The 24,312-nt window shown below is 69.5% G+C and carries 27 protein-coding genes; 2 read left to right on the top strand and 25 right to left on the bottom strand.

Features of this window, described 5'->3' with window-relative positions:
* Nucleotides 1–21: 21 nt before the first annotated feature.
* The 7 genes from DFQ59_RS19175 to trhA all read right to left on the bottom strand — a co-directional run bounded on the left by DFQ59_RS19175 (nucleotide 22) and on the right by trhA (nucleotide 5,765).
* A complete protein-coding gene (locus DFQ59_RS19175; protein ID WP_114281356.1) occupies nucleotides 22–348 on the bottom strand; it encodes a hypothetical protein in 327 nt (108 codons plus the stop codon).
* A 127-nt stretch (nucleotides 349–475) separates the two neighbouring features.
* Nucleotides 476–1,003 (bottom strand): dihydrofolate reductase family protein, encoded by a 528-nt coding sequence (locus DFQ59_RS19170; protein ID WP_114281355.1) that lies wholly within the window; start codon nucleotides 1,001–1,003, stop codon nucleotides 476–478.
* Nucleotides 1,004–1,066: 63 nt separating this feature from the next.
* Nucleotides 1,067–2,059, bottom strand: coding sequence for an OmpA family protein (locus DFQ59_RS19165; protein ID WP_114281354.1), 993 nt, complete (start codon nucleotides 2,057–2,059; stop codon nucleotides 1,067–1,069).
* Between the two features lie 141 nt (nucleotides 2,060–2,200).
* Nucleotides 2,201–4,102, bottom strand: a complete 1,902-nt coding sequence (locus DFQ59_RS19160; protein WP_114281353.1) for a 7TM diverse intracellular signaling domain-containing protein — start codon at nucleotides 4,100–4,102, stop codon at nucleotides 2,201–2,203.
* A 77-nt stretch (nucleotides 4,103–4,179) separates the two neighbouring features.
* Nucleotides 4,180–4,422, bottom strand: coding sequence for a hypothetical protein (locus DFQ59_RS19155; protein WP_114281352.1), 243 nt, complete (start codon nucleotides 4,420–4,422; stop codon nucleotides 4,180–4,182).
* A gap of 155 nt (nucleotides 4,423–4,577) precedes the next feature.
* Nucleotides 4,578–5,105 carry a GNAT family N-acetyltransferase gene (locus tag DFQ59_RS19150; protein WP_114281351.1) on the bottom strand — a complete coding sequence of 176 codons (528 nt, stop codon included), beginning with the start codon at nucleotides 5,103–5,105 and terminating at the stop codon, nucleotides 4,578–4,580.
* 42 nt (nucleotides 5,106–5,147) lie between these two features.
* Nucleotides 5,148–5,765 (bottom strand): PAQR family membrane homeostasis protein TrhA, encoded by a 618-nt coding sequence (trhA, locus tag DFQ59_RS19145; RefSeq protein ID WP_114281350.1) that lies wholly within the window; start codon nucleotides 5,763–5,765, stop codon nucleotides 5,148–5,150.
* A 149-nt stretch (nucleotides 5,766–5,914) separates the two neighbouring features.
* Between trhA and DFQ59_RS19140 the strand changes: the two genes are divergently transcribed.
* Nucleotides 5,915–6,967 carry a vitamin K epoxide reductase family protein gene (locus tag DFQ59_RS19140; protein WP_147275296.1) on the top strand — a complete coding sequence of 351 codons (1,053 nt, stop codon included), beginning with the start codon at nucleotides 5,915–5,917 and terminating at the stop codon, nucleotides 6,965–6,967.
* A 163-nt stretch (nucleotides 6,968–7,130) separates the two neighbouring features.
* Here the strand turns inward: DFQ59_RS19140 and DFQ59_RS19135 are convergent, their stop codons facing one another.
* The 15 genes from DFQ59_RS19135 to DFQ59_RS19070 form a co-directional block, all read right to left on the bottom strand.
* On the bottom strand, nucleotides 7,131–8,612 hold the full coding sequence (locus tag DFQ59_RS19135; RefSeq protein WP_114281348.1) for a lipopolysaccharide biosynthesis protein: 1,482 nt from the start codon (nucleotides 8,610–8,612) through the stop codon (nucleotides 7,131–7,133).
* A gap of 102 nt (nucleotides 8,613–8,714) precedes the next feature.
* Nucleotides 8,715–10,391 carry a putative bifunctional diguanylate cyclase/phosphodiesterase gene (locus DFQ59_RS19130; protein ID WP_114281347.1) on the bottom strand — a complete coding sequence of 559 codons (1,677 nt, stop codon included), beginning with the start codon at nucleotides 10,389–10,391 and terminating at the stop codon, nucleotides 8,715–8,717.
* A 283-nt stretch (nucleotides 10,392–10,674) separates the two neighbouring features.
* On the bottom strand, nucleotides 10,675–10,887 hold the full coding sequence (locus DFQ59_RS19125; protein WP_114281346.1) for a DUF2061 domain-containing protein: 213 nt from the start codon (nucleotides 10,885–10,887) through the stop codon (nucleotides 10,675–10,677).
* 309 nt (nucleotides 10,888–11,196) lie between these two features.
* Entirely contained in the window at nucleotides 11,197–11,700 is a 504-nt protein-coding gene (locus DFQ59_RS19120; protein ID WP_114281345.1) for a GlcG/HbpS family heme-binding protein, read from the bottom strand.
* Between the two features lie 129 nt (nucleotides 11,701–11,829).
* On the bottom strand, nucleotides 11,830–13,083 hold the full coding sequence (locus tag DFQ59_RS19115; RefSeq protein WP_114281344.1) for a TIGR03862 family flavoprotein: 1,254 nt from the start codon (nucleotides 13,081–13,083) through the stop codon (nucleotides 11,830–11,832).
* A gap of 267 nt (nucleotides 13,084–13,350) precedes the next feature.
* On the bottom strand, nucleotides 13,351–14,796 hold the full coding sequence (locus DFQ59_RS19110; protein WP_114281343.1) for a hypothetical protein: 1,446 nt from the start codon (nucleotides 14,794–14,796) through the stop codon (nucleotides 13,351–13,353).
* A gap of 15 nt (nucleotides 14,797–14,811) precedes the next feature.
* The gene (locus DFQ59_RS19105; protein WP_147275295.1) at nucleotides 14,812–15,504 is read right to left on the bottom strand and encodes a hypothetical protein; all 693 of its coding nucleotides are present in this window, start codon (nucleotides 15,502–15,504) and stop codon (nucleotides 14,812–14,814) included.
* 218 nt (nucleotides 15,505–15,722) lie between these two features.
* Complete coding sequence (locus DFQ59_RS19100; RefSeq protein ID WP_114281341.1) at nucleotides 15,723–16,364, bottom strand: MarC family protein; 642 nt, start codon at nucleotides 16,362–16,364, stop codon at nucleotides 15,723–15,725.
* Between the two features lie 84 nt (nucleotides 16,365–16,448).
* On the bottom strand, nucleotides 16,449–16,604 hold the full coding sequence (locus tag DFQ59_RS19980; RefSeq protein WP_170142228.1) for a VOC family protein: 156 nt from the start codon (nucleotides 16,602–16,604) through the stop codon (nucleotides 16,449–16,451).
* 31 nt (nucleotides 16,605–16,635) lie between these two features.
* A complete protein-coding gene (locus DFQ59_RS19095) occupies nucleotides 16,636–16,992 on the bottom strand; it encodes a hypothetical protein (RefSeq protein ID WP_114281340.1) in 357 nt (118 codons plus the stop codon).
* A gap of 86 nt (nucleotides 16,993–17,078) precedes the next feature.
* Nucleotides 17,079–17,744: an FAD-binding oxidoreductase gene (locus tag DFQ59_RS19090; RefSeq protein WP_114281339.1), complete on the bottom strand. Its 666-nt coding sequence runs from the start codon at nucleotides 17,742–17,744 to the stop codon at nucleotides 17,079–17,081.
* A gap of 74 nt (nucleotides 17,745–17,818) precedes the next feature.
* On the bottom strand, nucleotides 17,819–18,010 hold the full coding sequence (locus DFQ59_RS19085) for a hypothetical protein (protein WP_114281338.1): 192 nt from the start codon (nucleotides 18,008–18,010) through the stop codon (nucleotides 17,819–17,821).
* A 196-nt stretch (nucleotides 18,011–18,206) separates the two neighbouring features.
* Nucleotides 18,207–18,503, bottom strand: coding sequence for a peptidoglycan-binding domain-containing protein (locus DFQ59_RS20590; RefSeq protein ID WP_114281337.1), 297 nt, complete (start codon nucleotides 18,501–18,503; stop codon nucleotides 18,207–18,209).
* A 288-nt stretch (nucleotides 18,504–18,791) separates the two neighbouring features.
* On the bottom strand, nucleotides 18,792–19,085 hold the full coding sequence (locus DFQ59_RS19075) for a high-potential iron-sulfur protein (RefSeq protein WP_114281336.1): 294 nt from the start codon (nucleotides 19,083–19,085) through the stop codon (nucleotides 18,792–18,794).
* A gap of 240 nt (nucleotides 19,086–19,325) precedes the next feature.
* Nucleotides 19,326–20,216 carry a serine hydrolase gene (locus tag DFQ59_RS19070; RefSeq protein ID WP_170142229.1) on the bottom strand — a complete coding sequence of 297 codons (891 nt, stop codon included), beginning with the start codon at nucleotides 20,214–20,216 and terminating at the stop codon, nucleotides 19,326–19,328.
* Between the two features lie 447 nt (nucleotides 20,217–20,663).
* On the opposite strand from DFQ59_RS19070, the gene rsgA reads away from it, so the two are divergent.
* Nucleotides 20,664–21,737 (top strand): ribosome small subunit-dependent GTPase A, encoded by a 1,074-nt coding sequence (gene rsgA / locus DFQ59_RS19065; protein ID WP_114281334.1) that lies wholly within the window; start codon nucleotides 20,664–20,666, stop codon nucleotides 21,735–21,737.
* A gap of 176 nt (nucleotides 21,738–21,913) precedes the next feature.
* Here the strand turns inward: rsgA and DFQ59_RS19060 are convergent, their stop codons facing one another.
* The 3 genes from DFQ59_RS19060 to DFQ59_RS19050 all read right to left on the bottom strand — a co-directional run bounded on the left by DFQ59_RS19060 (nucleotide 21,914) and on the right by DFQ59_RS19050 (nucleotide 24,161).
* On the bottom strand, nucleotides 21,914–22,780 hold the full coding sequence (locus tag DFQ59_RS19060; protein WP_114281333.1) for an AraC family transcriptional regulator: 867 nt from the start codon (nucleotides 22,778–22,780) through the stop codon (nucleotides 21,914–21,916).
* Between the two features lie 369 nt (nucleotides 22,781–23,149).
* Nucleotides 23,150–23,794 carry a GFA family protein gene (locus DFQ59_RS20585; protein ID WP_281268275.1) on the bottom strand — a complete coding sequence of 215 codons (645 nt, stop codon included), beginning with the start codon at nucleotides 23,792–23,794 and terminating at the stop codon, nucleotides 23,150–23,152.
* Between the two features lie 4 nt (nucleotides 23,795–23,798).
* Nucleotides 23,799–24,161: a hypothetical protein gene (locus tag DFQ59_RS19050; RefSeq protein ID WP_147275294.1), complete on the bottom strand. Its 363-nt coding sequence runs from the start codon at nucleotides 24,159–24,161 to the stop codon at nucleotides 23,799–23,801.
* Between the last annotated feature and the right edge of the window lie 151 nt (nucleotides 24,162–24,312).

Here is a 24,312-nt window from a genome sequence, read left to right as displayed (position 1 = left end):
CACCGGGATGGAAGAGCCCGATCAGAAATTGTAGCGCTTGCCCTCCGTGGACCAGAGGTAGAGCCGTTCGCTGAAAGGCAGGGTCAGGAAGATGCGGGCCGATTTCTTGATTCCGGCCACGACCTCGCCGCGGCAGAGCAGGGATACCTCGTGCCGGGTCCGGTTGCAGATGGCGTCGGCGCTCTCCACGAAATGATGTCCCTCGAGCCGGTTGATGACCAGGGTCTCGCCTGCGCTCCGATCCTCGATCGGCAGGATCACGAACAGCGTGAACTGGGTGTAGGCCACGTAGAGAACAAAGCCCAGCAGTACGAGCGACAACAGCGAGGTATTGCGCTTTTTCGACATATCCCTTGCACCTCCGGAGTGGAACCACCGCCCTTCCCGGGCGGTCAGCAATGCCCCTTGCTACTCAGTAGCATAGGATACTCCAGCGGTGCAAAGCGCGAACTTCGTCATGCATCGGCGCAGGCTGCTAGGGCGCGCGCAGCATCCGCCGCCCGTAGGTGAGCTGCACCAGGCCGGTGTCGAAGGTGCGGGCCTCCTTCAGGCGCAGGGTGCGGGTCGGGTGGGGCCCCCGGAACAGGGGTATGCCCTCGCCCAGGACCAGGGGGTGGACCGAGAGCACGAACTCGTCCACCAGGTCGCGCTCCAGGAACGCGTGCACCAGCTGCGCACCGCCCACCAGCCAGATGTCGCGCCCCGGCTGCGCGCGCAGGGCGGCGATGAAGTCGGCCGGGTTGTCCGCCACGAAGGAGACATGGGCGTCCCGCTGGCCGGCGCTGGTGCGGGAGAAGACGTAGCCCCGGGTGTCGGGATAGGGGTAGTCGCCGAAGCCGAGTACCTGCTCGTAGGTCGTCCGCCCCATCAGCACCGTGTCGATGCCGGCGTAGAAGGCCCCGTAGCCGTAGTCCTGGTCGGTGAACAGCCAGTCCACCGCCCCGTCCGGCCGGGCGATGCAGCCGTCGAGGCTGGTGGCGATGTAGAGGATGACCCTGCGCATGGGAGTCCCGCCCGTGTTGCCCGTACGGGGAGTGTAGCGGAAGCCGGCGGGGCCGGCCGCACACTACCTCGGCACCAGTTCCACCCGGCGGTTCTGCGCCCGCCCCGCCTCGGTGGCGTTGCTGGCCACGGGGGCGAGATAGGCCACTCCGTTGGGAGTGAGGCGGTTGGGCTCGATGCCGTACTCGCCGGTCAGGGCCGCGACCACCGCGTCGGCCCGGCGCCGGGACAGCCCGAGATTGTAGTCCAGGCCGCCCGCGTTGTCGGTGTGGCCCACCACGTGCAGGTTCAGGCCGGGATTCTCCCGCAGCAGCCGGGCGATCTCCTCCAGCGCCGGCCGGGACTCGTCCCGGATGGCCGCCTTGTCGGTGTCGAAGTGGATGCCGTAGAGGGCGATGCGCCCGGTCTCGGTGATGGAGCGGGCCATCTCGTCGGCCTTCACCACCACCATGTTCTGCACCATCGGGCGGGTTTCGATGATGTCCACCGCGGCATAGGCGCCGCGCCGGGACTTGTAGATGGCGTCGTCCTTCGGCCACTCCACGGTCAGCACCGCCACGTAGACATCGCCCTCCGCGCGCGGCAGGCGGGCGCTGAGGGTGCGGATGCCCTGGCTGTCGGCGCCGTAGAAGACGTAGCGGGTGCGGTTGGTGCGGATGGCGTTCTGGCCGAAGGGGGCGAGATAGCTGTTCCAGCCGGTGGCGGCGTCGTCGCGTGTGGAATCGTAGAGAATGGCGAAGCCGGCGGCCTCGAGCTCGTTGCGGTAGTTGCGGAACAGCTCCGTGGAGCTGGTCTCCCCCGCCGACTCGTACCAGATGCGGGTGATCTTCCCCTCGATGTCGAGCGGCGGCTCGGCGAACGCGCGCCGCCTGGTCTGCAGGTCGTAGCTCCTGTAGGTGGAGGTCTGCAGGCGGTAGCTGTCGAACCGCTTCACCTCGTAGCCGACGATCTCGGAACCGCCGAACCGCTTCAGCAGGGGATGGTCCCCGGACTCAGGCAGATCGGCCGCCTGGAGGGGCAGGCAGAACAGGGCCAGCAGCAGGGGCAGGCTACGCATCGCGGCTCTCCTTTTCGCGTGACGGCAGTTGCAAGCATAGCCGTCGCCGCGCGGGAGCGCCGGACCGCTGACGCGGAAACCGGTCCACTCCTCCAGCGGCTCGCCGCCGAGGGCGCGGTAGAAGTCGATGGCCGGCGCGGCTCAGCCGGGGATTCCCTCCGCCGCCGGCTCTCCGGTCGCCGCCGGCGCCGCCGCGCGGGCCAGCCGGCGCGAAAGCCCCAGGGCGGGACTGATGTGGTTGGCGCCGCCGCGCTTGGCCTCGTACATGGCCCGGTCGGCGTGCTTGATCACGGTGGCCGGCTCGGTCCCGTCGTCGGGGGCCAGCGCCGCGCCGATGCTGCAACTGACCCGCAGCTGCAGCCCCTCGATGGTGACCGGCTGGCCCAGCTGGGCGATGATCTTCTCCCCCACCCCCAGCAGCGCCTCGGCGCTCTGCATCCGCCCCAGTACGACGACGAACTCGTCACCGCCGAGGCGGGCCACCGTGTCGATGCTGCGCACCGAGCACTCCAGCCGCCGCGCCACCACCTGCAGCAGCCGGTCCCCCAGCCAGTGGCCATAAGTGTCGTTGACCGTCTTGAAGTCGTCCAGGTCGATGAACAGCACGCCCACCAGCCCGTCGCCGTCCGCCAGCCGGGCGCCGAGCCGCACATCGAGCTGGGTCCGGTTGGCCACGCCCGTCAGGGAGTCGCGCAGGGCCTGGCGCTCCAGCAGCCCGTGCTGCTGGTGGAGGCTCCGGTTGAGCTCGCTCAGCTCGCGGGTGCGCGCCGCCACCTGATGCTCCAGGTCCCGTTCGGTGCGCGCCAGGGTCTCCACCACCATGCGCCGGGCCTGCATGGCGTCCGCCTCCGCCGCCTCCTTCTGCGCCCGCAGCTGGTGGATGCGCTCGGCCAGGGCGAAGGAGAGCAGCAGCATCTCCAGGGCGCTGCCGATCTGCATCGCGTGCAGGGTCAGGAAGTTGGTGGGCAGCCAGCCCAGGTTGCGCGCACCCAGTGCCGCGGTGCCCGCCAGCAGGAGGGTCCAGGCGAGCAGGAAGTAGCGCGCCGGCAGGTAGCCGCGGCGCAGGCACACCACCCCGCTCGCCACCGCCACCAGGGAGAAGGTCACGCCGGTGACCGAGGTGGCCACGGCGATGACCTGGTAGGGAACGAGCGGCAGGGCCAGGATCAGGGCGGCGAACATCGCGGCGCACCAGCGCATCACCCGGTCCAGCGCCGGCACCTGCCGCCGGGCGCCGAGAAAGACCCGGGAGAACAGGGCGCCGAACAGCCCCGTGGCGTTGAACCCGACGACCGCCGCCACGTTGGCCCAGGCCGGCGCGCCGGGCCAGAGGTACTCGTAGAACAGGCCGTTCCAGGCCCCCTGCCCCACCGCCATGGAGCCGACGAACAGGACGTAGTAGAGATAGGCGCGGTCCCGCAGGGAGAGGAACAGCAGCAGGTTGTAGGCGAACAGCGCCACCAGCACCCCGAAGTAGAGGGTGAGGGCCAGGTAGGCATCGCGGCTGGCGACGCTGAAGCGCTCCGGCGGCCACAACGTCGCGCCCACGGTGAGGCTGCCCGCCGAGGCCACCCTGAGGTAGAGGGCCAGCGGCCGGTGCGGCGGCAGGGTGATGGGGAATACGAAGTGGCGATGGGGATAGGGCCGCTCGGCGAAGGGCACCCGATCGCCGGCCTCCTGGCGGGCGAGCAGGGCCCCGCTGGCGCTGTCCACCAGGTGGATCCGGACGCTGTCGAGGGTGGGAAACGGCACCTCCAGCAGCCAGCGGGAGGCCTCCGGGAGGTGGTTTTCCAGGGGAACCCGCAGCCAGAAGGTGGCGGTGGAGTAGCCGAAATTCGGATCCTCCCCGCCGTGCACCGGCCGGAACCGGCCGGCGGCCGCGGCCGCCCGGGCATCCTCCAGGGTGAGCGTGCCCGCGCGATCTTCGAGAACCTGGTACCAGGCGCCCAGCGGGACGGGTTGATCACCCTGCCCGAGGGACACCGCCGCGGCCGGCGGCACCGGCAGCAGCAGCGCGAGCACGACAGCCAGGACGAGTCGCATCGATGGCGAAGTCTCCGGTTCAGTTTTCCGCAAGTTACGGAGGCGGCCCGGACCCGTCAACCCCGCGGCGCGCCCGCCTACTCCCCGGTGTGATCCCCGCTGCCGGGACGGGAGAGGATCCCCTTGAGCCGGGCGGTGCCGATGACCTGCAGCACGTAGCCGACGCCGACGAAGAACACCACCGAGGCCAGCAGGCTGGCCTTGACGGGGTCCATCTGCCCGGCATCCTCGCGCACGATGACAATCGCCACGCAACCGACCGCCGCCAGGTAGGAGAGACCGGCGGTCACGATGGCGATCTTCTGTCCCAGGGTCTTCATAGGCCTGTCTTGCCGTCGTCAGGGTTGTCCGCCACCGGCGGCGGCAGAAAAAAACGGCCCGCGTTTGCTGCAGGCCGAAGCGAGCACCCGATCCGGGAATCGAGGAGGATTCCAGGTCAGGTTAGCCGCGCCCGCCGGCCGCGCCTTGACCTGCCTCAAGCGCCCGGCAGGGGCTTGAGGGGGTCATCGCCCCCCTCGGCGGCCAGGTCCCGCAGCGCCTCGCCGGTGAGGCGGTAGATGTTCCACTCGTCCTTGGCCATGGCGCCGGCGGCCTCGTAGAAGGCCGCCGCCCGCTCGTCGTGGGCCAGCACCCACCACTCCAGGCGGCCGCAGCCGCGCGCCCGGGTCAGCCGCGCCAGGTAGGCCAGCAGGCCGCGGCCGACGCCCTCCCCCCGCCACCGGGGGCGCACGTAGAGATCCTCCAGGTGCAGTCCGCAGCGGCCGCGGAAGGTGGAGAAGATATCGTAGAACAGGGCGAAGCCGGCCACCTCGCCGCCGATCTCCGCGAACACCACCTCGGCGCTGGGCCGCGGGCCGAACAGCGCCTCGCGCAGGCTCTCCTCGGTGGCCACCACCTCGTGGGAGAGCTCCAGGAACTCGGCCAGCTCCTGGATCATCTCCAGGACCCGGGGCACATCCCGCGCCCGCGCCGGGACAATGCGCAGTGCCTTGTTCGTACTCATGACGCTGTCCTTGAATGGTGACGGCTGGCCGCGGCCCGGCCCTCAGGCCAGGTAGAGGGCCACGGTGAAATAATGGCAGAGACTGCCCGCCAGCACGAACAGGTGCCAGATGCCGTGGAAATGGCGCACCCGCTTGTCGAAGACATAGAAGACCACCCCCACGGTGTAGAGGATGCCGCCGGCCAGGAGCCAGGCCACGCCCGCGGGGGCCAGGAACTCCAGCAGCGGCCCCAGGGCGATCACCCCGATCCAGCCCATCACCAGGTAGATGACGATGGGCAGGATCCGGCGTCCCGGGCGGGGCAGGGAGTCGAGCACGATGCCCACCACCGCCAGCCCCCAGTTGACGGCGAACAGGGTCCAGCCCAGCGCGCCGCGCAGGGCCACCAGCATGAACGGGGTGTAGGTCCCGGCGATGAGCAGGTAGATGGCGTGGTGGTCGAGCCGGCGCAGGATCGACTTCGCCGGGCCGCGCACGCTGTGATAGAGGGTGGAGAAGGTGTAGAGCGCCAGCAGGGTGGCGCCGTAGATGGAGAAGCTGACGATCTTCCAGGGGTCGCCCTCGCCGGCGGCGATCACCACCAGGACCACCAGCCCCGCCAGCGCCGCGCCCGCGCCCAGCAGGTGGGTGATGCTGTTGAACCGCTCCCCCTCGTACATGGGCGCTCCCTCCCCGGTGCGTGGATTCCCGCGGGAACCGAGCTGGAATCCTACACCCGGCGGAAGGAGACTGACAGGCGTCCTTGCGAAAATCACCCGCCGTGCCTAAGGTAATGCCCGTCCCGTCATCCGCCACCAGGCCCGTGTCCGTGATTCCGACCCGTTTCGCTCCTCACCTGCTGCTCTGGCTGCTCCTGTTCCTCAGCGTCCCGGCCGCGGCCCAGGCGCCCGCCGAAGCCGGCCCGGCCACCGCGCCGGAAGTGCGCGCGGTGGTCTTCATCGCCAGCGGCTGCAGCGCCTGCGACGAGCTGTTCGACTACGTCGCGCCGCTGCTCTTCGAGCGCTACGGCGCGCGGCTGGAGCTGGCGGCCGTCGATACCGGCACCCCCGCCGGGGCCGGGGTCTACCAGGCGCCGGGAGAGGCCGGGCAGGCACCGGTGGACGAGCCGGTGGTGCGGGTGGGCGATCGTTCGTTCCGGGGGCTGGATGCCATCGTGGCGGGGCTCGGGGACGGCTTCGAGGCCCTGGCCGCGGATCCGGCGTCCGCCCGCTGGCCCGCCCTGCCGGGGCTGGAGGCGCTCCTCCCGGCCGGGATCGAGACCGTCCGCGGGCGGGTGGCCGGCGCGCCGTCCGCTGTTCCGCCGGCGGCGCCGGCGGGCGGGCTCCCGGCCCGGGACCGGATCGCCAACGGCCTGGCGGTGGTGGTGCTGGTGGGGATGGCGCTGGCGCTGCTGCACGCCCTGGCGCGGGTGCGCCGCCCGGGCCGGCGCAGCGCCCGGACCTCCGCGCTGGTGCCGCTCAGCCTGATGACCGGCCTGTTCATCTCCGCCTATCTCGCCTACACCCACATCACCGGGACCGAGGCGGTGTGCGGACCCATCGGCAGCTGCAACGCCGTGCAGCAGAGCGAGTACGCCCAGCTGTTCGACATTCCCCTGGGGGTGCTCGGCGTCATGGGCTACACCCTGCTCCTGCTCACCTGGCTGGTGGGCCGCGGGCTGTCGCCCCGCGGCGGCGGCTGGCGCTGGGTCACCTGGGCCGTGGCGCTGGCCGGCGTGCTCTTCTCCATGCGCCTCACGGCGCTGGAGCCCTTCGTCATCGGCGCCACCTGTCTCTGGTGCCTGGGCTCCGCCGTCGCCATGACCACCACCCTGTGGCTGCTCTCGGGCGAGACCCGCCGCGCCGCCGGAACCGGCGGCTGAGCCCGATTTCCCAGCATGGCGCGAAGCGGGTGCGCCGGCGTGACGGGGCGTACGGAGCTGAAGCGGTGTAGGGCCGGATTCATCCGGCCGGGTGTGGCGTTCCGCCACGGCGAGCGGATCGGCGTCCGCAGCCGTGGGATGGCGGGAAATCCGGGTCGAGTCCTCAGGCCGGGCGCAGCCCGCGCAGCAGCCGCCGCCCGTCCAGCGTGAAGGCGATGAGCAGGAACGCCGCCAGCAGCAGGGTGCCGGCGAGGAAGGCGTGCAGCCCGGCGCGCTCCACCAGCAGCCGGTCGGCGCCGTAGAGGGCCAGCCCGAGGGCCAGGTAGCCGAACACCCGCTTCAGGTCGTAGGGCACCGGGTAGTAGCGCCGGCCGAGCGCCCAGGAGAGCGCCACCATGACGGCGTAGCAGACGAGCGTCGCCCAGGCCGCCCCCATGTAGCCGTACACCGGCACCCACCACAGCAGCAGCGCCACGGTGACGGCCGCCCCCGTCAGCGCCACGCCCGCGCCCAGCAGGGTGCGGTCGGTGAGCTTGTACCAGATGGAGAGGTTCACGTAGACGCCGAGCAGCAGGTTGGCCAGCAGCAGCACCGGCACCACCTCCAGCCCCACCCGGTAGGGCGCGCCGATGAAGAACTTGAACAAGTCGATGTAGAGGGTGACCAGCAGGAAGATGAACACGCAGAAAATGACGAACGCGTTCAGCACCTGGGCGTAGATGCGGCGCGCGTCGGTCTGCCTGGCGTAGGCGAAGAAGAACGGCTCGCCGGCGTAGCGGAACGCCTGGATGAACAGGGTCATCAGGATGGAGAGCTTGTAGCAGGCGCTGTAGATGCCGAGCTGGGCCAGGTTGGTCTCGAGATCGTGGGGCAGCAGGTACTTCAGCGCCGCGCGGTCGAGCATCTCGTTGACGATGCCCGCGAAGCCGATGATCACCATCGGCATCGAGTAGCGGATGAGGCGGGCGAACAGCGCCCCGTCGAAGGCGCCCGGCACCCCGCGCAGCTGGGGGCCGAGCAGCAGCAGCTTGACGGCGCTCGCGGCCAGGTTGGCGAGGAAGATGTAGCCCACGCCGATGGCGGGGTTCCACAGCCCGCCGAGGAGGGAGTGGGGATCGGACTCGAAGGCCCGCCGGCAGAGCACGATGAAGAACAGGTTGAGACCGATGTTGACCCCGATCTCGATCACCTTGATGGCGGCGAAGCGCACCGCCAGCTGCTCGGCCCGCAGCCGCGCGAAGGCCACCAGCCCCACCGAGTCCAGCGCCAGGATGGCGGCCACCCACCAGATGTACTCCGGGTGGTCGGGGTAGCGCAGCAGCGCCGCCAGGGGCTGCTGCAGCAGCAGGAGCAGCAGGAAGAAGCCGCCGTTGGCCAGCACCACGAAGCGCAGCGCCGTGGCGTAGACCGTCTCCGGCGCATGCTCCCCGCCCTCGCGGAAACGGAAGTAGCCCGTCTCCAGCCCGAACACCAGCAGCACCGCCAGGAAGCCCATGTAGGCGTAGAACTCCGACACCACGCCGTACTCCGCCGGGGCGAAGGTGTAGGTGAACAGCGGCACCAGCAGGTAGTTCAGGAAGCGCCCGAAGACGCTGCTGACGCCGTAGATGGCGGTCTGTGAGGCGAGGCGCTTGAGCGGATTCAAGGTCGATGGGCTGTCGCGGCTGGGGGACCCGGTGGAGATACCGCATTCTGGCCGATGGCGCGGCCCAGGAAAAGGGCGGGCGGCGTCCCGCCCCGCGGCGGATCAGGCCGGTTGCGGCACCGCAGCGGGGAAACCGCGCGGCTGTTCCATCCAGGAGCGGCACTCCGGCGCCGGCAGGGGCCGGCACAGGTGAAAGCCCTGGGCCAGGTCGCAGCCCAGCTCCGTCACCAGGTCCAGCACCCGGGCGTTCTCCACCCCCTCGGCCACCACCTCCATGCCCATGGCATGGGCCATGGCCGCGGCGGCGCGGACGATCTCGCGGGCGCCGTTGTCCGTCTCCACGCGCTGCACGAAGCTCTGGTCCACCTTGATGCAGGCCGCCGGCAGGCGGTCCAGGTAGGCCAGCGAGGAGTAGCCGGTGCCGAAATCGTCGATGGAGATGGTGACGCGGGTGTCGCCGAGCTCGGAGAGGATGGCGGCCGCCCGGTCCGGGTTCAGCATCATGGCCGACTCGGTGACCTCCAGCTCCAGGCAGCCGCCGGGCACGCCGGTGGCCTCCAGCATGCGGTGGATGTGCCCCGCCAGCTCCGGGTCGGAGAAATTGCGGGTGGAGAGGTTCACCGCCACCCCCATGTCCAGCCCGGCCCGGCGCCACTCGGCCAGCTGCCGCAGCGCGGCCTCGATGACCCAGTGGGTGATGGGGTTGATGAGCGTGGTCTGCTCCGCGTGGCCGATGAACCGCCCCGGCGGCACCAGCCCGACCCGGGGATGCTGCCAGCGCAGCAGGGCCTCGGCGCCTTCCACCGCACCGGTGGCCAGCCGCACCTTGGGCTGGTAGTGCAGCCGCAGCTCGCCCTGCTCCAGCGCCGGCCCCAGCTCCCCCAGCAGGGCCTGGGTCTCGCGCGCCGCGCTGTCCATGGAGGGAGTGTAGATGTGGAGATCCCGCAGCTCGGTATGGGCCTGGTAGGCGGCGATACCGGCCCGGCGCAGCCGCAGCAGGGGATCCTCGCCGGCCAACTCCACCCGCGCCAGCCCGGCGTGGGCGGTCACGTGGACGGGCACCTCCTGCAGCAGGAAGGGCGCGCGCAGGGCGGCGGCGGCCAGGCTCACCAGCGCCGGCTCCTCGCCCACCAGCCGGTCCGGCAGGGTGAGCGCCAGCTTGTTGCCCTCCTTCTGGAACACGCCCGTGGACTGGGGCAGGCGCTCCCGCAGCCGCTCCCCCGCCTGCCGGATCAGCTCGTCCGCCACCCCCACGCCGAAGGTGTTGTTGAGCTCGTCCAGGTTCTCCAGCCGCAGCACCACCACGGCCAGCGCGGGATCGCCGCGCAGCGCCTCCTCCAGCCAGGCCCGGCCGGGCAGGCCGGTGGCGGGGTCGTGGTAGGCCACCCAGGCCAGCTGCCGCGCCCGCTCGGTCAGGCGCTGCACCCCGGCGCCGGCGAGCCCGCCCACGAGCAGGAACATACCCAGCCGCAGGAGCCAGTTGACCGGCTGCTGCATCTCCCCGCTGAGGGTGTCCACCGGCATCCACGGGCCCAGCAGCAGGCCTCCGGCCAGTGCCGTGACCAGCCCGCCCGGCATCCCGTAGGCGAACGCCCCCAGCAGGATGGCCAGGTACATGCTGTGGGAGTAGACGTACTTGATCCCGCCGGTGAGATAGACCAGCGCGGCGGAGGCGAGGATCATCACCACGACGAGGACGCCGACCAGCACCCGGCGCTCGGGTGGCAGGCGTTTCCAGGCGGGCTGCCGGTAGGAGAGCGCGGTCGGGAACGCGGACATGGTGTCACTCCCTGATGCAACGCAGCGCCCGGGCCCTCGATGGGGCCGGGGTACCGGGTCAACTTCCGGTTGAGCTCACATGCCTCAACCCCGTCGCGTCAATCACGGGAGCGGCGGTGCGGGCGCTCGATCCGGCGCCTCGAGTGTACGGTTGCGCCCTTGGCGATCCATCCGGAGCCTCCAGGGGCGGAACCGCACCAGCCACCGCCTGGAAAAAACATAGCAGATCAAGAACCTCCAGGGTAATTGGCAAGGCGCATCGGCACATCCGTCAAGCGGCTTCTCAGGCCGCCGAGGGCGCCGCCCCGGCCCGCTGCTCCCCCTTCACGCCGCGGAAGAAGGCCCACACCTTCTCGTGGACGTGGTAGCCCACCGTGTTCACCGCCGGCTCCACCAGGGCCACCGCGCCCCCCACCACCAGGTCACCGGTCAGCAGGTAGGCCACGGCGAATGCGATGGTGAAATGCATCACTGCGAAGCTCAGGGTCTTGGTCATGGCGGCGTCCCTCCGGGAACGATCTCTGCCTGGTGACCAGCCTACAGCGTCCAGTCCATGTGTAAATTGGATTGTTTCTATGCCGATGATATGGAATGACTATTGATCGGCGCGCCAATGGGTAAGTGGTTGATGGATAATGGATAATGGATAATGGATAAGGGATAAGGGGCAAGGGATAAGGGGCAGGGGGCAGGGGGCAGGGGGCAGGGGGCAAGGGTTGTGGGGGCGGATTCATCCGCAACTGGCGACTCGCAACCGGCAGCCGGGACCGGTGCCGCGCCAGTCCGGGCGCGGCACCGTCCGGGTCTACATGTTGAGCTTGTCCTGCACCGTGGCGATGCCGGCGCGGGCGCACTTGTCGTCCAGGTCGCCGGCCGGGGCGCCCGAGACGCCCACGGCGCCCACGATGGAGCCGCCGGCCTCGATGGGTACGCCGCCGCCCAGCATCAGGGCGTTGGTGATGTCCTGCAGGCTGGAGGGCATCTGGCCGGCGCCGATGCGATCGCTCAGCGACTGGGTGTCGCTGCGGAAGCTCACCGCGGTCCAGGCCTTGCGCCAGGCGGTGTCGGGCGTGTGGGGGCCGGCGAAGCGGTCGCGCAGGGTGACCTGGGCGATGCCCATGCGGTCGACCACGGCCACCGCCACCTGGTAGCCGGCGTCGCGGCAGGATTGCTGCGTGGCCTGGGCCACTTCCAGGGCCGTCTCCGGGCTGAGCATGCGATAGGTGACCATGGACTCGCCCTGGGCATGGGCGGGGGTGTGGGCCGTCGCCGCGGCCAGCAGGCATGCGCCAATCAGTGTGCGGTTCATGCGGAATCCTCCTCTGGTGGGCTCCATGGGCTCGGGCCGGTGCTGCCCGGTCCACGGTTATCTCTGTGTCAGAGGAGCATAGCAGCCTGTCGGACTTGAGGCTGTTCTACTGCGCCGGCGGGACAGCGGTCAGCGGATTCCGCCCCGTGCCAGCCACGCCAGCGCGCCGGCCCCGGCCCGGCGCCCGCTGGCCATGCAGGCGGTGAGGAGATAGCCCCCGGTGGGCGCCTCCCAGTCCAGCATCTCGCCGGCGCAGAACACGCCGGGCAGTTCCCGCAGCATCAGCCCCGCGTCCAGCGCCTCGAAGCGCACGCCCCCGGCGCTGCTGATGGCCTCGTCGAGGGGGCGCGGGCGCAGCAGCCGCAGCGGCAGGGCCTTGATGGCCGCCGCCAGCCGGACCGGGTCGGCCAGGGCCTCCGGCGCGGCCAGCTCCCGCAGCAGCCCGGCCTTCACCCCGGCGATGCCGGCGCGGGCGCGCAGGTGGTTGGCCAGGGAGCGGCCGCCCCGCGGCCGCGCCAGCTCCCGCTCCAGGCGCCCCCGCTCCCGCCCCGGCGCCAGGTCGAGATGGACCAGCGCCGACCCGGCGGCCTCGATGGTGTCGCGCAGGGGCGCGGAGAGGGCGTAGACGAGGCTGCCCTCCACGCCCGTGGCCGACACCACGAGTTCGCCCTGGCGCCGGTGCCCGGCACCGGAGGCGTCCGTGAAGGAGAGCACCACCGGCTTCACCGGCGCGCCGGCGAAGCGGGCCCGGAAGTGTTCGCTCCAGTCGGCGTCGAAGCCGCAGTTGGCGGGCCGGAGCGGGGCCACCGCCACGCCCCGCCCGGCCAGCAGCGGCACCCAGGCCCCGTCGGAGCCGAACTTCGCCCAGCTGCCGCCGCCCAGGGCCAGCACCACCGCCCCGGCATGCGCGCGGTGCTCCCCCGCGGGGGTGGCGAAGCGCAGCGCGCCTTCGGCGTCCCAGCCGAGCCAGCGGTGGCGCACGTGGAAGGCCACCCCCGCCGCCCGCAGCCGGTGCAGCCAGGCCCGCAGCAGGGGCGCGGCCTTCATCTCCGCGGGGAAGACCCGGCCCGAGGTGCCGATGAAGGTCTCCACGCCCAGGCCGTGGACCCAGGCCCGCAGCGCCTCCGGGCCGAAATCGGCGAGCAGCGGCCCGATGGCCTCCCGGCGGGCGCCGTAGCGGTCCAGGAAGGCGTCGAGCGGCTCCGAGTGGGTGATGTTCAGTCCGCCGCGCCCGGCCAGCAGGAACTTCCGCCCCACCGAGGGCATGGCGTCGTAGAGGGCCACCCGCGCCCCGCCCGCCGCCAGCACCTCGGCGGCCATGAGGCCGGCTGGGCCGCCGCCGATGACGGCGACGACGGGGAGGGTTTCCGGATCGGGAGACATCTTCAGGGTCTGTGGGTTATGGGAAGGAGGTGATTCTATCAACGAAGACGTCCCGGGCGGGGAATCCGACTGGTTTCACGCCACGGCGCTGCGGCTGGAATCCGCACGCCGCCCTTCCCCATGCACTTCGGACATGGAACACAAGGGTTCGGCGGCGATCCCATCGGGCAGGGAACCCGTCTTGCTCCCCGGCGGACGGCGCAGGAATGCATCCGTTCCCGGAACCCCGTGCCGTTGCAAACAGGGCACTTGTCCATCACCCGCCGCTCAGAAGCGCCGGTTCACCCGCCTGCAGAACGGGAACTCCCACGGCACCGGCACCTTGCAGCCCTCGATGTGGTTGATGGCGGCGATGACCACGGCCTGGAGCACCGCCAGCACCGTAATCACCGGTACCGCACCGGGGGGGCAACCCAGCAGGCCCGGCAGCCCACCGAGGAAGATGGCCCACCAGATGGCCCAGGCCAGGGCGCGGAAAATCCGGCAGCGGTCGCAGGTGATAGCCGCGAAGATCACGGCCACGACCAGGACCACGAGCCCCACGAGCGAGCCGATCAGCAGATACGGGACGCAGGGGGAATAGACCAGGAAGGTGAACACGGCGAACAGCCCCAGCGCCATGAAGAGCAGCGCCAGCCAGCACCCGCCGCCTTCGTCTCCTCCCTCGCCGCCACCGCCCTGATCACCGCCGCCACCGCCGCCCCCGGACGGCTCACAGGGTTTCAGGCGCAGTTCATGGCCCGCGTCGGGACAGGCTCCGGCGCGATTGCCGTCCGCATCGAGGAGATATAGCTCCACCGGGTAGTCGCCGGGTGCGGCGTAGCCATGCACGACCCGAAGCGTGGCGACACCCCCGGCATCGATGTCACCGGCGCCGATCGCCATCACCCCCAAGGGGCCGCCGTCCCCGAATTCCCAGGCGGCCCGCATGCCGGCCCCAGCGCCCGTCAGCACCCCCTCCAGAGTCACCTCACGACGTCCGTCCGTGCAGGCCGCGGAGATGCTCCGCTCGATGATCCGCACCGTCTCGGGACAGGCGAGCGGCGCGGCGGCCGCCAGGGTCACGGTTCCCGGGACCGGGTCGCACCCGGCCTGGCCGACCTGGACCCGTATGGCGTGGCTTCCCTCCTCGAGCCGGTAGTAGAACTGACTCTCCTCCTCGCCCGCCCGCAGATGATCATCGACGTACCAGGCGTAGGCGAGGGCCGGCGCATCGGGCGCCTCCGCCGGCGACACCACCCGGACCACGTAGGAGCCGGGCTCGAGATCGGCATAGACCGGGCCCCCGCCCCCGACCACCGTGCCGTCCGGGCGGACAACTTCAAGCAGCACCGTCCAGGGACAGCAGAACAGGAAGTCATACAGCTTCCGGTCCTCCTGCAGCACATCCCCGTCGAGGGTGAGCTCCGCACAGGCCTCGAGGGCGCTCTTGCGGCACTTGACCAGACCCTTCTCGTCCGGGTCGCCTGGATCGGAGAGATCGTGCAGGACGGCGATCCAGTTCGGGGTGCGCTCGCCGCTGCCGTTCAGCTCGAATGCGGCCTCCACTGCCGCCGTGCGGCCGCCCGCCGGCACGCCCAGCCAGACGCTCACCTGTTCGACCTGGTCACAGCCGATCAGGGCGACCCCCTTGACCGTCACGCTGCGCGGCTGACCTTCCGCATCCGGTTCGTTCCCGAATACATCGGTGATCTCGAAGTACTGGCAGGGCATGGCGTACCCCTCGCGCTAGACGAAGGCGATATCGACGGGTTCGGAGCGGGTCGACAGATCCCGTTCGTAGTCGAGCCTGCGGTCCTGCAACTCGACCCGGGTCTGGTACTCGCCCACGTAGCCGCGGGTGATTACGGAATCGGGAATCAGGTCGGAGGCGGTCCAGTCACGGACGGTCTCCTCCCCTGGCTCCAGATTGACGGTGATTTCCTGCTGGTACTGTCCCGGCCGCAGGCCCAGGGCGGAGAAGTCGAACACCTCCCCGGCGCTGTTCCAGAGGGTGGGGACGGCCAGGATGAAGTGATCGGCGATCGGCTGCTCCGGGCTGCTGCCGATACGCACGCTACCGCAGTTCAGCAGCGTCACGCGGCATGCCGGGACGGAGCCCAGGGGGATGGGGTTGGGATCGAACTCCACCCGGGTGATCAGCAGGCTCGGCCCATCCACCAGTCGCGCCTCGACATCGGCCAGCAGGCGGTAGTGCACGCTGCCGAAGATGCCGTGATCCCAGCGGACCGTCACCGAACCCGGACCCTCCGCCGTGGGAAAACGCTCCTCCACGATGCGGGCCGTTCCGAAACGGCTCCCGACCAGCTCCAGCCGGTAGCCGGTGATCCCGCGGCAGGGGATGGGATCGACCCGGTGGCGGTCCTCCCCGTAGGCGCACCAGCCATGGTCATGCCGCACATCGGCGAGTGTTCTGTCCACGCGCCCTCCCATGCCTGGTTGCCCCGCCAGGGAACACGCCCCTGCGATGCAGGCGGGGCGTCGTTGGCCTGATGCCGGTCGCGGTCGATTCCCTGCTTTCCTTGAGAAAAGCATAGCCCGCGGCGCCCGGGCTTTCCCGCCGCGGACCGTGGAGCGCATCGTCGCGGGGGCGGTGGTCGGGGCCGGGTTCCCCGGCGGTCAAGCGCGGGCGCCGGCCGTCATCCGCCCGCCGGGTGGAGGTAGAGATCCACCGCGCCGAGGACGCCGTCGATGCCCATCTGGACCCCGATGACGGCGAGTATCAGCCCCATGAGCTGGGTGGTGACCCGCAGGCCGCTCGCGCCGATGCGGTTCTCCACCCGCTCGCCCAGGCGGAAGCAGAGGTAGGTCACCGCGCACAGGGCGAGGAACACCAGGGCGTTGACCCCGATCTGCAACAGATCGCTGGTGGCGGAGTAGCTCATGGACACGGCGATGGTGCCCGGGCCGGCCAGGATCGGGATCCCCAGCGGGCTGACGGCGATGGAGTCCGCCCCGTCGTCCATCCCCTCGGGGGCGGCGTGGACGGCGGATGGGCGGCCGTGCAGCATGTGATAGCCGATGAGGAAGACCATGATGCCGCCGGCGACCCGCAGCGCCGGTAGGGTGATGCCGAAGAACTCGAACACCAGCTTGCCGAGCAGGATGAACGCCAGCACGATGGCGAACGCCGTGGCCACCGAGCGCAGGGCGATCCGGCGCGCCACGCGCGCGTCCATCCCCGCCGTCAGGCTGGTGAAGATGGCGGCGTTGGCGATGGGGTTCATGATGGCGAAGTAGCCGCCCGCCATCACCAGCACATGGTTCGCCAGGTTGCTCATGCCCGTGACTCCCTGCCGCTCTCCCGCGGGTGCGCCCGCCCATGCTGCCCGCCCGGCCGGCGCAGGGGAAGGCGAATCGTCAATTCAGCGCGCCATGTAGTAGGTGGAGCGGTAGCCGATGTCCAGCGTCCAGAAGCTGCGGTAGCCGAGCCAGCCGAACATCCGGTCGTAGAAGCGGATGGCGTCGTCGTAGTCGGGCACCGACAGCTCGACGTGGTGCAGGCCGCGGAATCGCATCATGCCCCCGGGTGCGGACGCCGGGCCGCGGGCCTCAGAACAGGCGCTCCAGCCGGAAGACCAGCATGAAGCCCAGGAACGCCAGCGCCAGGATCGCGTTCACGGCGAAGATGAGCCAGTGCGGGCCGCGGGCGGGCAGTATCCCGAGCAGGCCGAGGACCGAGAGGAGCAGCACGCCCCCTTCCACCAGGGGGAACAGCCCGTCGGCGCCCGCGAGGGTCCCGGGTGTCTCCCAGCGGTCCAGCCAGTAGAAGAGCACGCCGCCGGCGATCGCGCCGTTGAGCGCCGGCACGGGCCAGAACAGGGAATGGAGCGCCTGCGTCAGCAGGAACACGCCGCCGTGCAGCAGCAGCACGGCGGCGGCAACGGCAATCACCCAGGCGTCGCTCACGGGGGCTCCTCACGGCGACCGGTTCGGGGCCGGATGCTGTGGCGCGAACCGCGGTGGCGCGGCGCGGCGCGCACGCTTCAATGGCATCACTGCTCGAAGACCAGCGCCTGGGGATCGGCGCCCAGTTCCCGCAGCGCCCCGTTGACCGATTCCACGAAGGGGGGCGGGCCGCAGACATAGAACTTCTGGCCGAAGTCGTCGATCTGCTGTTCGAGGAAGGCCTTGTCGATGCGGCCCTCGGGGCAGTTGCAGTCGCTCTTGCGCGTGCACAGGAACCGGCCGCGGGGGCCGAGGTAGTGCTGCAGCTCCTGCATGCAGATGATGTCCGACGGCGTCTTGTTGCTGAACAGCAGGCTGTGGCCCTCCAGCCGCCCCTCGGAGGCCAGCTCGCGCAGGATCGCCATGAACGGCGTGATGCCGGCCCCGCCGGCGATGAAGGTGCCCGGGCCCTGGTAGTTGATGGTGCCGAAGGGCGCCGACATGCGCAGGCTGGTGCCGGCGGCGATGGTGTGCAGCTTGGCGGTCACCCCGTGGTGCTCCGGATAGGCCTTGATGATGAACTCCAGCACCGGGGCGTCACGCAGCGAGGTGGGCGTGAAGGGCCGGCCCTGCTCCCGCCAGCCGGGCTCGTCCACGGCCAGCTCCACGCCCTGGCCCGTCTGGTACTCGAAACCCTCGGGGCGACTCACCATGAACCGCTTCACGTCATGGGTGACGAATTCGCTCAACAACAGCTTCACGGAGTAATCCATGGTTCGGCTCCCGTATCTGTCCAGGGCGGTCTTGTCGTAGACGCGTGATAGGGACAGTAGAGACACAAGGCTTTTTAATCAAGATTCGGCGGGGGCCAGGTGCAGTGCATAGGGTCCGGCGGCACCACCCGGCCCTCGATGCGGAACGGGTGACGCCGCTTCACCAGCCGCAAGGCCTCACGGAGCAGGTCGATGCGGCGGACCAGCGGGTCGTTGCCCCGCCGGGCCAGGAGATTGACGGTGAGAAAACGGCATCCGCCCGCCATGGGGCTCCTGCGGTAATCAGGCAAGGTCCCTCTCACCCGACTGGATGGTTTGCCGGGCCGGCCACCGGGCGCCCGCGCCCGGACATTGCGCAGGAGGGCCGGTCTACGGCCCGACACACCCCTTCCCGCCGGATTCCATCCGGCGGAATACGTTTCACTTTTCCGCCCTGCCCCGGCTTTTGTGCCGCGTGGCGGGTCACAGCCCGCCGGTGGCCGGAACGGGGGGAAGCTGGGCGGCCGGGCGCTTCTTGATGGGCGGGGGGCCCGCCTCCAGGGCGGCCCAGGTCAGCGGCCCGACGATGCCGTCGCTCACCAGCCCCCTCATCGTCTGGAACAGGCGCACGGCGGCATCGGTCTTGGGTCCGAAGATGCCGTCCACCCACAGCACCGGATGGGCGGCGCCACGGGCATTCAACAGGTTCTGGCAGTAGGCCACGTAGGGCCCCTGGGAACCCCTTTTGATGGTCGGCAACCCCTGCGGGATCATAGGCATGGGAACACCTCCTCATGAGGCGAAAGCGGACGCTTCCGGATTGTCCGCGCGGAAACCCGGGGAGCGCCATGACCTGGACAGATACCGATTCCCCTGAGTTCAGGATAGATCACGCAACGGGGATCGCTATGCCAGCCGACCAGGGCGGCGGGTGCGGCCTGGATGGGCCGGCGGGGCGAACCGGCGTGCCCGGGTGCCGGCGGGCGCGATCGTGCGCCCGGAGCCCGGGGGGGTGGAACAAAAAAGCCCGGCCAGGGCCGGGCTCTCGGGTCGCACCTGGCGAACGCCTCAGGGCTTCGGGGCCCAGGATACGCACCAGCCGGTGGAGACCACCTCCTTCCCCGGGAACAGCGGGCAGCCGCCCTGTGCCGCATCGCCGCCCTGGTAGAGCGTGCAGTTGGCGCAGTGCTGGTCCGGCTTGTCGCTGTTCGCCGTGTACTGCAGGGACTTGGCCATGGGATCGTCGGCGGTGACGAGCGCGGCCATCACCCGGCTGCTGAAGCCCACGGCGGCAGCGACCGGCACGACGACCAGGGTCTTGAGAAAGGAACGGCGGGTGGTTTCGGATTTGCGAAAGGTCATGCAGTTTCTCCTGGAGTGAGACAGTTCGGTGCTGGGCACGAAACCTGGATTCCGTTCCCCGGCGCGCGGAAACGTTATGCCAATCACCTACTTTTTGCAAGCCTATGCGCCGGGAGCCACAGCCGCGGGAGAAGGGTGGCAGGCAGCCGGTCGCCGCACGCCATCCGCTTGATTATGCAGATCTTTAATCCATTCAGCGGGAAATCCGCAGCCCCTGACGGCCACCCCGCCGGCCGGTGCTCAGCCGACCAGGCCGTGGCGCCCGCGCATGAAGTTGTACACCAGGCCCGATACCTCGCGGATGACGTCGCCGCGCGCCCGCATCCAGCCGCCGTAGTCCTTGGCCCGGCTGTCCTTCTGGATGATGCCGATGAAGGTATAGCGGTGCTGGACGCCCTTGGCGTCCCTGGCCACCACCACGCCCATGTCGCCGCAGACGTGGGCGGTCGAACCGCTCTTGTGGTAGAGCTCGACGCTGCCCGGTACGGCGTCCGCCCCGTCCTGGATCCGGTCGCGGTTCGGCAGCCCCATGTAGTGCTCTATCTCCTTGACGAAGGGCAGCCGGTCCTCGCACATGGCGTACAGGAACCGGCTGTAGTCGTGGGCCGACGCCTGGTTGAGATAGGTCCTGCCGTTGCTGGGGATGAACTCGACGATGGAGGTCTGCCGGAAAATGCCGCCCGCATAGCGCTTCAGCACCCGCTCCACCTCCCGGGGCCGTTCAGGGGCCGGCCGGTCGGCGCCGACCCGATTGATGAAGAAGTTCGAGGCATGGTTGTCGCTGTGCCGGATCATCGCCTCCAGCTTCGCCCGGATCAGATCGTCGTAGGGGTACTTGCCGCTGTCCTCCTGGTGGCGGAAGAAGTAGGCCTGGGCCAGGAACGGCTTGATCATGCTGGCCGCCTGCAGCGGCTTGTCCTCGTTGATGGACACCAGCTTGGTGCCGGTGGTGAAGTCGTAGACCGACCACGCGGTGCGCTCGTCGGACGGGATGCTCCCGGCCCGGCGCAGCTTCTGGATGTGGGCGTTGACCTGCTGCCCCAGCGTCGGCTCCGCCGCCACCGCCTCCGGCACCCACAGCCCGCCCATGAGCCCGGCCGCGGCCCCGCCGGCCAGCAGACGCAGGAACATTCTCCGGCCCGGCAGTTCTCGCGCGTGTGCATATGACATAAAGCGTTGGTCCCGTTGCCTGTGGAATCCTCCGAATCGCCGCCCACCGGGCACAACCCGGCCGGGCATCACGTGAGGGCAGGATAGAACATCGGCGGGCAGGAAAGGTGGCGGGGATGACACATCTACAAAATTTCAACAATCGATACCCGCGGTCGTTTGCGCGGGCAGGACCTGCGCAACCCGGGCAGCGTCGGCAAGGGGCGTTTCCGCTATAATGTCCCTGTTTCTCTTTCCATACCTTTACGCCGGAGGCTCGATGGACATTGCCGCAGCCGCCGGCCTGCGCACCTGAGACGGCTTCCGCCGTCGCCGGTGCCGGGTTCGGCACTCATCCTCGTTCGCTGATGCGAGGCCGCTTTCGCGGCGTCGTGTCGTCACTCGACTATTGCATGAGGATGCAAGGCAATGTTCTTCGACTTTTCCCTGCTCCAGCCCCTCGGCTGGCGCCACTTCTTCTTTCGGCAGCTGACGCTGGAGCAACTGGAGCGGTACACGCCCGCGCGGGTGGTCAACCTCGAGCGCAACGCGGTCCGCGCCGACACCGGCGGCGGCAGCTTCCCCGTCACCCTGTGCAGCCGCCTGCTGTTCCCGGATGACCCGATCGCCCGTCCCACGGTGGGCGACTGGCTGCTGGTGGAGCCGGGGACGAACCGGGCGGTGGAGCGCCTGGAGCGCTCCTCGCTCATCCACCGCCTGCGCCCCGGCGAGAGCAGCGATTCCCAGGCCATCGCCGCCAACGTCGACAGGCTCCTGGTGGTCGCCGCCCTCACCCGTGAGTTCAACCTGCACCGCATCGAGCGCTACCTGGTGATTGCGGCCCAGGCCGGGGTTACCCCGCTGGTGGTGCTGAGCAAGGCGGATCTCTGCCCCGATCCCGCGGCCGTGGCGGGCGAGGTCAGCCGGCGCCTGCGGGGCGCGGGGGATGTCGTCGCCCTGGACCTGCTGCGCGACAGCGCCCGCGACGCCCTCGGGGCGTGGCTGGACGCCGGCACCACCCTCGCGCTGGTGGGCTCCTCCGGAGTCGGCAAGTCCACCCTGCTCAACAACCTGGCGGGCATCCGGCGACAGGCGACCGGGGCCACGCGGGAGGACGACGACAAGGGACGCCACACCACCTCCAGCCGATCCCTTCACCGCCTGCCGGGCGAGCTCTGCCTCATCGATGTCCCCGGCCTGCGGGAAGTGGGGCTGCCGCCCGTGGCTGGCGGCGTGGCGCGCCGTTTCGCCCACATCGAGGCCCTGGCCCCGGAGTGCCGCTTCGCCGACTGCACCCACCAGGGGGAGCCGGGCTGCGCCGTGCGCGCCGCCGTCCAGGCGGGCGGGCTGACGGCCGACGAGCTGGACCACTACCTGCGCCTGCAGGCCGAGGAGGCGGCCAACACCCGCCGGCGGGAGCAGCGCTCCCGCCAGCAGGACAAGGCCTTCGGCAAGATGGTCCGGGCGACCCTGCGGGCGAAGCGGGAGCGGCAGGGGCGCTAGGGAGGTTCACAGGTGTTGCGGAAAAGGCCGCCCGGTTACCCGGGCGGCCTTTCCCATGCGATGGGTGGAACCGGTCAGCCCCGACCGGATTAAGGGGGGTCGATGACAAATGATAACGATAGGCATCTGTCACCGCCCTCTTATCCAGGATGCCGTGCCGGTTTTATCGACTGGACCTATTTCAAAGGCAGGTAGACGTCGGTCACCTGTTCGTGCTCCGGGGTATCGGGGATCCGTTTCACGTAGTGGAAAAAGAGTGGAAAGTCGCGCAATTCCTCGCCGCTTTGCGGCAGCCACTCGCGATAGAGGTAGTAGGCGCTGTCACTGATGCGATCGGTCGAGCCGTGGTGCCGCACGACGGCGCAGCGGCCGGCCGGGATACGCCTGGTGCCCACACCTTGCGGGTTTTCGGGCACGGGGGCGTCTATCTCGCCGCAGACGTCGAACCGGAACTGCTCCGGGGCGGTGGTGGCCGGGTCGCTGTAGGCGAGGCCGAAGGTACGGCTGGTCGCCATGGGCGACAGGCCGCTGCTCTTGCGCCAGTCGATGAAGCGTTGCACCGTTTCGAAGATAAGCTCCGGCGGGCCCTGGTGTTCCAGCACCGCAATCATCGTTTCGGCAAAATCGACCACTCTCACTTCCATGGGAATACTCCTCTTGCGTTCGGGTAGCCGCATGCGTTCAGCCCAGGGCTGCCATGCGGGTTGGGCTCGGAACTGGGAGGGCGTCTGTCCAAAGCTCTTCTTGAACGCGCGGGAGAACGATTCCGGGTTCTCGAAACCGGCATCCAGGGCGATGTCGATGACCCGTCGCCGCCGGTCGAACGCCAGTTGGTACGAGGCTCTGCGCAGCCGCAACAGTTGCACGTAGCGGGTCACGCTCAGCCCGAAGTGGCTCGTGAATTGCCGTTGGAAATGAAAGCGGGAGAAGTTGACCTGGCGGCTCAGTTCATCGACCGACAACACCTGGTCCAGATGCCGATCGATGTAGTCGATCAGCCGCTCGAACCGCGCCGCGTAAGCCCTGGCCTTCTCTTCCGTCACCAGTGTGCCTCCTCAATCCGACGACCACTGTAACGGCCCGCCCCACCGCCGATCCTGACCGAGCGTGCGCAGTTCGCCTCGACAGCGGGGCGCGCGCTACCGGACGCGGGCGTAACAGGATTGCCCAGGGCAGTGCTGGAGGAGGGCCTGGTCGGGGGGCACGAATGAGGCTGTTGCCCGCGCGGTGAAACACCGATCGCCTGGAAAAGCTTCGAGGCGCCGCACCTTGGCGTCGTCACCGCTCCGCGGCACCCCGCCCGACGCCTGGCGGGTGAATGGGACCGGTCACGGACGATAAGGATATGAATTTGTCACCGACCCCGTTTTCCAGAGCGGGGCATGGCGCCGGGATGCCGGACCCGCCCCCCGTCACCTGGCCCGCGGGTCATCCTGGCGCGGCGGGTTCTCCGGATGCACCGGCAGGTCTCCGGCCGCGCACGACCACTCCGCGCGCGAATCCCAGAAGATCCGCGCCTGTGGCACGATGGATGGCGCCTGGTCCAGGGAACCGGCCGGTATCACCGCCACATTCATCTCCGTCAGCAGGCGCGGCAACTGGCCGCCGCACGTACCGCAAAAGGCGGTGGTGAACCGCTCCGCCTCAGGCACCTTGTAGCGGCGCACCAGCTCTTCGCCCTTCACCCAGGCAGCGCTGCCCAGCCGCACCATGAGGTTGCTGGCATGACCCGTCCCCGTCGCCCTCCGGCAACGGCTGCAGTGGCAATGATAGAAACGGACCGGCTCGCCCCGGATTTCGTACCTGACGCCGCCGCACAGGCAACCACCGCGAAACGTCTCTGACACGACAAACCTCCTGCAGTTGATGGGTCCCTGGTGGTTTCCCCCCACCGATCTCACAGGGAGGGCCGTAAAATATATTTCCCGGCTACAGAGGCCGGGAACAGATGGTAACGATTGACGCTTTGCTACCGGCCGCTTTCGTCTGCTGCCCGCTCGCTCAAGGCCGTTGCAACATGTCAGCGAGCGGAGAACCCAACACGGCACCGCGCGCATCTCCTCAAAACATCACCGAGAATAGCCAGCGGGCAATCGTGACAGCCCCGACCAGCGTACAGACGCCGATGGCGAGAATGAACACCGCCGGCATCGTATGCCGCCGCAATGGAAGGCCACCGCCCGGCGTGCCGCCACCCTGGACATGAAATGACAACCGGAATTCGGCAACATCCTTGTATGGGCCAATCGTTTCAGGCTCCGCCACGCTGGGGGGCCACCCCGCAATGCCTCCGGCCTGCTCACCGGTCGCGGACAGCAGTTGTTGGCCCAACGCCCGGAGCGAGGCGGACGTGCCGATTACCATGAGGCCCGTTTCCCTGCCCGAATAGGCGTGCAGCCATAGGGCTTCTGGTTTGTCGGTCACTGCTCCTTGCCTCCGGGTGATTCAACGCTTTACGCCTTTACGCATGCTTTACGCGAGGCTTTACGCGGGTCGGACCTACGCTAATTACTGTTAATTAATGCTTTTTTGTCTCCATGGGACTCTCACAGGTGCTTAACGTCCAATTTACAAG

It is taken from the genome of Thioalbus denitrificans, assembly GCF_003337735.1.
GTDB lineage: Bacteria > Pseudomonadota > Gammaproteobacteria > DSM-26407 > DSM-26407 > Thioalbus > Thioalbus denitrificans.
This window is presented reverse-complemented; position numbering and strand designations above follow the sequence as displayed.

What these genes read in the sequence shown, in the direction of transcription:
- DFQ59_RS19175 (WP_114281356.1), bottom strand. Translation starts at nt 348, where the DNA reads ATGTCGAAAAAGCGCAATACCTCGCTGTTGTCGCTCGTACTGCTGGGC.
- DFQ59_RS19170 (WP_114281355.1), bottom strand. Translation starts at nt 1,003, where the DNA reads ATGCGCAGGGTCATCCTCTACATCGCCACCAGCCTCGACGGCTGCATC.
- DFQ59_RS19165 (WP_114281354.1), bottom strand. Translation starts at nt 2,059, where the DNA reads ATGCGTAGCCTGCCCCTGCTGCTGGCCCTGTTCTGCCTGCCCCTCCAG.
- DFQ59_RS19160 (WP_114281353.1), bottom strand. Translation starts at nt 4,102, where the DNA reads ATGCGACTCGTCCTGGCTGTCGTGCTCGCGCTGCTGCTGCCGGTGCCG.
- DFQ59_RS19155 (WP_114281352.1), bottom strand. Translation starts at nt 4,422, where the DNA reads ATGAAGACCCTGGGACAGAAGATCGCCATCGTGACCGCCGGTCTCTCC.
- DFQ59_RS19150 (WP_114281351.1), bottom strand. Translation starts at nt 5,105, where the DNA reads ATGAGTACGAACAAGGCACTGCGCATTGTCCCGGCGCGGGCGCGGGAT.
- trhA (WP_114281350.1), bottom strand. Translation starts at nt 5,765, where the DNA reads ATGTACGAGGGGGAGCGGTTCAACAGCATCACCCACCTGCTGGGCGCG.
- DFQ59_RS19130 (WP_114281347.1), bottom strand. Translation starts at nt 10,391, where the DNA reads ATGTCCGCGTTCCCGACCGCGCTCTCCTACCGGCAGCCCGCCTGGAAA.
- DFQ59_RS19125 (WP_114281346.1), bottom strand. Translation starts at nt 10,887, where the DNA reads ATGACCAAGACCCTGAGCTTCGCAGTGATGCATTTCACCATCGCATTC.
- DFQ59_RS19120 (WP_114281345.1), bottom strand. Translation starts at nt 11,700, where the DNA reads ATGAACCGCACACTGATTGGCGCATGCCTGCTGGCCGCGGCGACGGCC.
- DFQ59_RS19115 (WP_114281344.1), bottom strand. Translation starts at nt 13,083, where the DNA reads ATGTCTCCCGATCCGGAAACCCTCCCCGTCGTCGCCGTCATCGGCGGC.
- DFQ59_RS19110 (WP_114281343.1), bottom strand. Translation starts at nt 14,796, where the DNA reads ATGCCCTGCCAGTACTTCGAGATCACCGATGTATTCGGGAACGAACCG.
- DFQ59_RS19100 (WP_114281341.1), bottom strand. Translation starts at nt 16,364, where the DNA reads ATGAGCAACCTGGCGAACCATGTGCTGGTGATGGCGGGCGGCTACTTC.
- DFQ59_RS19980 (WP_170142228.1), bottom strand. Translation starts at nt 16,604, where the DNA reads ATGATGCGATTCCGCGGCCTGCACCACGTCGAGCTGTCGGTGCCCGAC.
- DFQ59_RS19090 (WP_114281339.1), bottom strand. Translation starts at nt 17,744, where the DNA reads ATGGATTACTCCGTGAAGCTGTTGTTGAGCGAATTCGTCACCCATGAC.
- DFQ59_RS19085 (WP_114281338.1), bottom strand. Translation starts at nt 18,010, where the DNA reads ATGGCGGGCGGATGCCGTTTTCTCACCGTCAATCTCCTGGCCCGGCGG.
- DFQ59_RS20590 (WP_114281337.1), bottom strand. Translation starts at nt 18,503, where the DNA reads ATGCCTATGATCCCGCAGGGGTTGCCGACCATCAAAAGGGGTTCCCAG.
- DFQ59_RS19075 (WP_114281336.1), bottom strand. Translation starts at nt 19,085, where the DNA reads ATGACCTTTCGCAAATCCGAAACCACCCGCCGTTCCTTTCTCAAGACC.
- DFQ59_RS19070 (WP_170142229.1), bottom strand. Translation starts at nt 20,216, where the DNA reads ATGTTCCTGCGTCTGCTGGCCGGCGGGGCCGCGGCCGGGCTCATGGGC.
- rsgA (WP_114281334.1), top strand. Translation starts at nt 20,664, where the DNA reads ATGTTCTTCGACTTTTCCCTGCTCCAGCCCCTCGGCTGGCGCCACTTC.
- DFQ59_RS20585 (WP_281268275.1), bottom strand. Translation starts at nt 23,794, where the DNA reads ATGCGCGCGGTGCCGTGTTGGGTTCTCCGCTCGCTGACATGTTGCAAC.